Annotated in this window: 6 protein-coding genes; 3 read left to right on the top strand and 3 right to left on the bottom strand. The window is 60.9% G+C overall.

Translation table 11 applies throughout. The features are described 5' to 3' along the window. Positions 1–19: 19 nt before the first annotated feature. From ilvB to WCA53_RS28105, 3 genes are all read left to right on the top strand, one after another. Positions 20–1885 (top strand): biosynthetic-type acetolactate synthase large subunit, encoded by a 1866-nt coding sequence (gene ilvB / locus WCA53_RS28115; protein ID WP_423918646.1) that lies wholly within the window; start codon positions 20–22, stop codon positions 1883–1885. A 3-nt stretch (positions 1886–1888) separates the two neighbouring features. Beyond that, the gene (locus tag WCA53_RS28110; protein ID WP_423918640.1) at positions 1889–2188 is read left to right on the top strand and encodes an ArsR/SmtB family transcription factor; all 300 of its coding nucleotides are present in this window, start codon (positions 1889–1891) and stop codon (positions 2186–2188) included. Positions 2189–2311: 123 nt separating this feature from the next. After that, positions 2312–2704 (top strand): hypothetical protein, encoded by a 393-nt coding sequence (locus WCA53_RS28105; RefSeq protein WP_423918635.1) that lies wholly within the window; start codon positions 2312–2314, stop codon positions 2702–2704. A 53-nt stretch (positions 2705–2757) separates the two neighbouring features. Here WCA53_RS28105 and WCA53_RS28100 read toward each other — a convergent pair whose 3' ends face one another. The 3 genes from WCA53_RS28100 to WCA53_RS28090 form a co-directional block, all read right to left on the bottom strand. Continuing rightward, positions 2758–3930 (bottom strand): acyl-CoA dehydrogenase family protein, encoded by a 1173-nt coding sequence (locus WCA53_RS28100; protein WP_423918632.1) that lies wholly within the window; start codon positions 3928–3930, stop codon positions 2758–2760. 40 nt (positions 3931–3970) lie between these two features. After that, positions 3971–4402, bottom strand: a complete 432-nt coding sequence (locus tag WCA53_RS28095; RefSeq protein WP_423918629.1) for a CBS domain-containing protein — start codon at positions 4400–4402, stop codon at positions 3971–3973. An 86-nt stretch (positions 4403–4488) separates the two neighbouring features. Further along, the coding region (locus tag WCA53_RS28090; RefSeq protein ID WP_423918626.1) for a DUF2252 family protein at positions 4489–5088 on the bottom strand (600 nt) is incomplete at its 5' end.

Raw genomic sequence — 5088 nt, 5'->3', positions numbered from 1 at the left:
ATCTGCCCGCGAGCCAACCATGACCCAAAATCCAGTCGTTGCTGTTCAACCCGATCCGAGCCCAACGCAGGCGAGTGAAACGATGTCGGGCGCCGACATCATCCTGCGCGTACTCGCCGAACAGGGCGTCGACACGCTGTTTGGATATAGCGGCGGCGCGATCTTGCCGACCTACGACGCCGTGTTTCGTTTCAACGAAATGAACGCGGACCATCCCGAGCGTCAAATCAAGTTTGTCGTACCTGCCAATGAACAGGGCGCGGGCTTCATGGCCGCCGGTTATGCGCGGGCCAGCGGTAAGGTCGGCGTGTTCATGGTTACGTCAGGCCCGGGCGCGACCAATGCGCTGACGCCGATCGCCGACTGTTACGGCGATTCGATACCCGTCGTCCTGATCTGCGGACAGGTGCCGCGTGCCGCGATCGGCAGCGATGCGTTCCAGGAAGCACCCGTCTTCAACATCATGTCGGCGTGCGCGAAGCAGGTGTTCCTGGTAACCGACCCGGCCAAGCTTGAGCAAACACTGCGAGCCGCGTTCGAAATTGCCCGCACTGGCCGACCGGGCCCGGTTGTCGTGGACGTGCCCAAAGACATCCAGAACTGGACGGGGCCCTATCATGGGCAAGGCACGCTGCATTTTCGCGGCTACACCGATCGGCTTCGGATCATGGCCAAAGGCGCGCGTCTTGAAGGGGAAAAGGCTGACGCCTTCTTCAATCTTCTGGGGCAGAGCAAGCGGCCCCTGCTGTATGTCGGCGGTGGCGTGATCACGGCCCGCGCGCATGCTGAGTTGCGAGAGTTTGCAGAGCGCAACGGCATTCCAATCGTGACGACGCTCATGGGTCTTGGCGCCATACCTGCAAAACACGAACTGAATCTCGGCATGCTCGGCATGCATGGCACCGCCTCCGCGAACTACGCCGTTGAAGACTGCGACTTTCTCATCGCGGTGGGTGCCCGATTCGACGATCGGGTCGCCGGTGGCCGCCCTGATTCATTCGCTCGCGGCGCCCGCTATGTGGCTCATATCGACATCGACGAGGCGGAGATCAACAAGGTCAAACGCGTGCAGTGGAGTCATGTGGGCGATGCGAAGGACGCGTTACTGTCCTTGATAGAGCACAGTCCGGCGACGCAGTCGCCGTCCGACTGGCTCGAGCACGCGAGGGAGCTGAAGCGGACGTTCGGGATGAACTACGATCGAAATAGCCCCGCGATTCAGCCGCAGTGGGTGGTCGAGAAGCTCAGCGAAATCACAGGCGGACGGGCGATCATCACCACGGGCGTCGGCCAGCATCAAATGTGGGCTGCGCAGTTCTTCGACTTTGTCGAGCCCCGGAGCTTCCTGACATCGGGGAGTATGGGAACGATGGGTTTTGGGCTGCCCGCGGCGATTGGCGCGCAATTGGCGCGACCGGATGCACTGGTGATCGACATCGACGGCGACGGAAGCATGCGCATGAATGTCGGCGAAATGGAGACGGCAAGCACGTACGGCATCCCCGTCAAGGTATTGCTGCTCAACAATCGCGGTGACGGAATGATCCGGCAGTGGCAGCGGCTCTTTTATGAAGGGCGGATGTTTACCAGCGACAAGGCGCTGCATCGCAAGGACTTTGTGATGGCGGCAAAGGCCGATGGCTTTGAATTTGCCCATCGCGTTGACGCGATAAGCGAACTTGAGGACATGCTGAGGGAGTTCGTGGAGTTTGACGGCCCGGCGTTCCTTGAGGTGATGATCGACTACGACGCCAATGTATTTCCGATGGTAGGCCCGGGCCAAAGCTACGCGAACATGATCACCGGCCCCTTTATCCCCTCGCGAACCGTGCAGGAAACTCAAATTCAGCCCGTAAAACAGAAGAGTGCTGCGGACATGTTCTAGCCTATGGTCGACGAGAATTTAATTCATAAGGCACTCGCCAACCCGTTCCGGCGCGAGGTCTTGAGCTGGTTAAAGACGCCGGGCGAGCACTTTGTGCAAGGGCCCGTCGATCTGGGCTGCGGGGTGCCGGCAAGTGCAATCCACGCGCGCAGTGGGCTATCGCAATCGACCGTATCCGCGCACGTCGCGGTATTGATCGAGGCGGGACTCCTTGTTTCGACCCGTATGGGTCAGTGGATGTTTTTATCGCGAAATGAAGAAGTGATTCGCGCCTTCGCGGCACAGATCAGCTTGCATCTGTAGCCGCGGGTTTTATCGAGTGGGGTGTGCGTCACCCAAGCGGGTTTTTTCGCCGTGAGTGGGCCGATATTTGTTCTGTCGTATATTTCTGATAATGTTCTTTATTACATCTATCAGGAGAACGCCTTGGTCACCGACGACACCCTGCACCTGACCTTGGTACGCGCCCGCGATGACGAGGCGTCTTTCAGCCCCGGATACCAGGCCGAGTTGCGGCAGTTCTATCACCTCGCGCGCGCCGACGGCAACCGCGCGAGCGCGGTAACGTTTGCGCTGGATCGCGCGGATGGCGGCGACGGGTTCGCGGGTGAGTTCGTGATTCCGTTCACGCACGTCGGGGTGCCCGTGCTTGCGGCGGCGGCCGACGCATGGTTGCTAGGCCGGGCCGGTCGCCGTCTGCGCCTGACAATGGGCGACGTTGAAGTTGAGGCGACCAGTGCAGGCGAATTGTATGGGCTCTTGAACCTGACGATGGCGGTCAGCAAACGACAAGCGAAGCCTGAGATCGATCATGTCTGAGGGCGTCATCTATCCCAGCTTGAAGTGCCGCCGGTGCGCGCCGCACGGCCAGCTCAGTCGCGCCGCATTAACTCACGGCCGATGATGAGCTGCTGAATCTGCGTGGTGCCTTCGTACAGGCGCAACAGCCGCACGTCGCGATAGAAACGCTCGACCTTGTACTCGTTGATGTAGCCCGCACCGCCGTGCACTTGAACGCCGCGGTCGGCCACGCGCCCCGCCATCTCAGTGCAGAACATCTTCGCGCACGACGCGCGCATGCTGACGTCCGGGTCGCTTTGGCCTACCGGCTTGGCGTCGTATCGCAGTGCACAGTCCTGCACCATCGACCATCCCGCATACAGCTCCGCCTGGGAATCGGCCAGCATGGCCTGCACGAGCTGGAAATCGCCGATGCGCTGGCCAAACTGCCGGCGTTCCTTTGCATAGGCGACTGACTCCTGAAGCACGCGCTGCGCGAGGCCACAGGCGAGCGCCGACACATGCAATCGCCCACGGTCGAGTACTTTCATCGCGGTCTTGAAGCCTTTGCCCGGCACGCCGCCAATGATGCTGGCGGCAGGCAGCCGCACGTTATCCAGCACCACGTCACACGTCTTGGTGCCGCGCTGGCCCATCTTCTTGTCGGGCTTGCCGAGGCTCAGACCAGGCAGATTGGACGGCACGATGAACGCCGAGATGCCGTTGGCGCCATCGCCATCGGTGCGCGCCATCAGCGTGAAGGCGCCGGCGCGAGGTGCGTTGGTGATGAAGCGTTTCGTACCGTTGAGGATGTAATAGTCGCCGCCCGCGTCCTTGACCAACTCGCCACGCGTCTTGACCGCCGCCGCGTCCGAGCCCGCATCGGGCTCCGTCAGAGCGAACGACATGATCAGTTCACCGCTCGCCACGCGTGGCAGAAACTCACTCTTCTGCGCTTGCGTGCCGTCCATCAGGATGCCCTGCGAGCCAATGCCCACGTTGGTGCCGAACACCGACCGGAACGCCAGCGCGGTCTGGCCCAACTCATAGGCTACAGCACATTCCTGCGCCATCGACAGGCCAATGCCGCCGTATTCCTCGGGGATCGACAGGCCGAACAGCCCCATCGTCTTCATGTCCTCGATGATATCGGCCGGTACGTCGTCGAGTTCCTCGACGGTGTTCTCAGCCGGCACCAGCCGCTCACGAATAAAACGCTGGACGGCGGCCAGCAAGAGGTCGAATGATTCGCTGTCAAGAGCCATGTGTGTTCTCTAGAATTTGTCTGGCCGTCGGGTCGTTTCCCTATGCCGGGTTCGCGGAGGCACGATTGGACTCCGGCGCGAGCGTTTTCATGATGTCACGCCAGCTGACAATGCCGACCGGCTGGAAGTTCTCGTTGACAATAGGAATGCACGAAATCTGATGGGTAAGGAACACTTGTACCGCATCGGTGATGTCAGCCTTCGGGCGCAGCGTAACGGGTTTGCGCGTCATGATCTGGTGCACCCGCTTGGACATGACGCCGACATCCCTCGGTGTCTCCACTATGCTACCGATAAACGGACTCATGGCTCGAAGCAGGTCACGGTCGGACACAACGCCTTGGAGTTCCCCGTCTTCGACGACGAGCAAATGGTGGAACTTTAGGACATCGAATATTTCCTTGACAGTGGCCAAGGTATCGTCAAACCCGACGGTGACGACTCGCGACGTCATGATGTCTTCTACAAGCATAAGATTTCCTTTTTCTAGACTTTCTTGACAGTGTGATGATCGCCGACCCGCAGCTTAGCGCGGACTTCCTCGCCAAGTGGACAACGCTACGGCCGAAATGCGGTTTTCCCCGCTCCCTGCTCCCCATACTCGACCGGAATGACACCGCGGGCCACGGCCTTGACCAGCGCCTGGTGGTCAGCTTCGGTCTGGTCCGCGTAGGCTTGCGCGAAGCGGCACAGCGACTTGTCCAGCTTGTCCGATGAACCGGCGTATCCGGCGATCATGGAGGCACCACTCGTACGGGCATGTCCTTTCGCCAGCAGATGGCCGACGATTCCGGCGTAGTCGGTCAGTGCCGACGGGTCGAGCGCATCCAGTGCAATAGTCCCCTTCATGTTGCGGAACTGCCGGACGTAGTACTGCAGGCCGTCAATGGTGGTCCAGCCGAGCAGCGGATCGCTGACCGTTTGCAGCGCTTGCTGATACTCCACCACTCGCTGTCCCTGATGGGCGTGCCAGGCCGAGTCGCCATGGACGAACCGTGCCAGCACCGAGCGCCGGGCCTGTTTGAGCTGCAGGAACACGACATCGTCGGCGCTGCTGCCCTCAAGCAATGCAACGTAGGCACGCAGGCCGACGCTGCCTACGCCGACCACCTTGTGCGCGATGTCGACCAGGGTATAGCCGCCCAGCACCCGGCGCCA

Origin of the sequence: Caballeronia sp., from assembly GCF_049581465.1 — a bacterium.
In the GTDB taxonomy this organism is placed as follows: domain Bacteria; phylum Pseudomonadota; class Gammaproteobacteria; order Burkholderiales; family Burkholderiaceae; genus Caballeronia.
This window is presented reverse-complemented; position numbering and strand designations above follow the sequence as displayed.

Bases quoted from the DNA above. Each gene is read 5' to 3' on its own strand.
- WCA53_RS28100 (WP_423918632.1), bottom strand. From the start codon at position 3,930: ATGGCTCTTGACAGCGAATCATTCGACCTCTTGCTGGCCGCCGTCCAG.
- WCA53_RS28095 (WP_423918629.1), bottom strand. From the start codon at position 4,402: ATGCTTGTAGAAGACATCATGACGTCGCGAGTCGTCACCGTCGGGTTT.
- WCA53_RS28110 (WP_423918640.1), top strand. From the start codon at position 1,889: ATGGTCGACGAGAATTTAATTCATAAGGCACTCGCCAACCCGTTCCGG.
- ilvB (WP_423918646.1), top strand. From the start codon at position 20: ATGACCCAAAATCCAGTCGTTGCTGTTCAACCCGATCCGAGCCCAACG.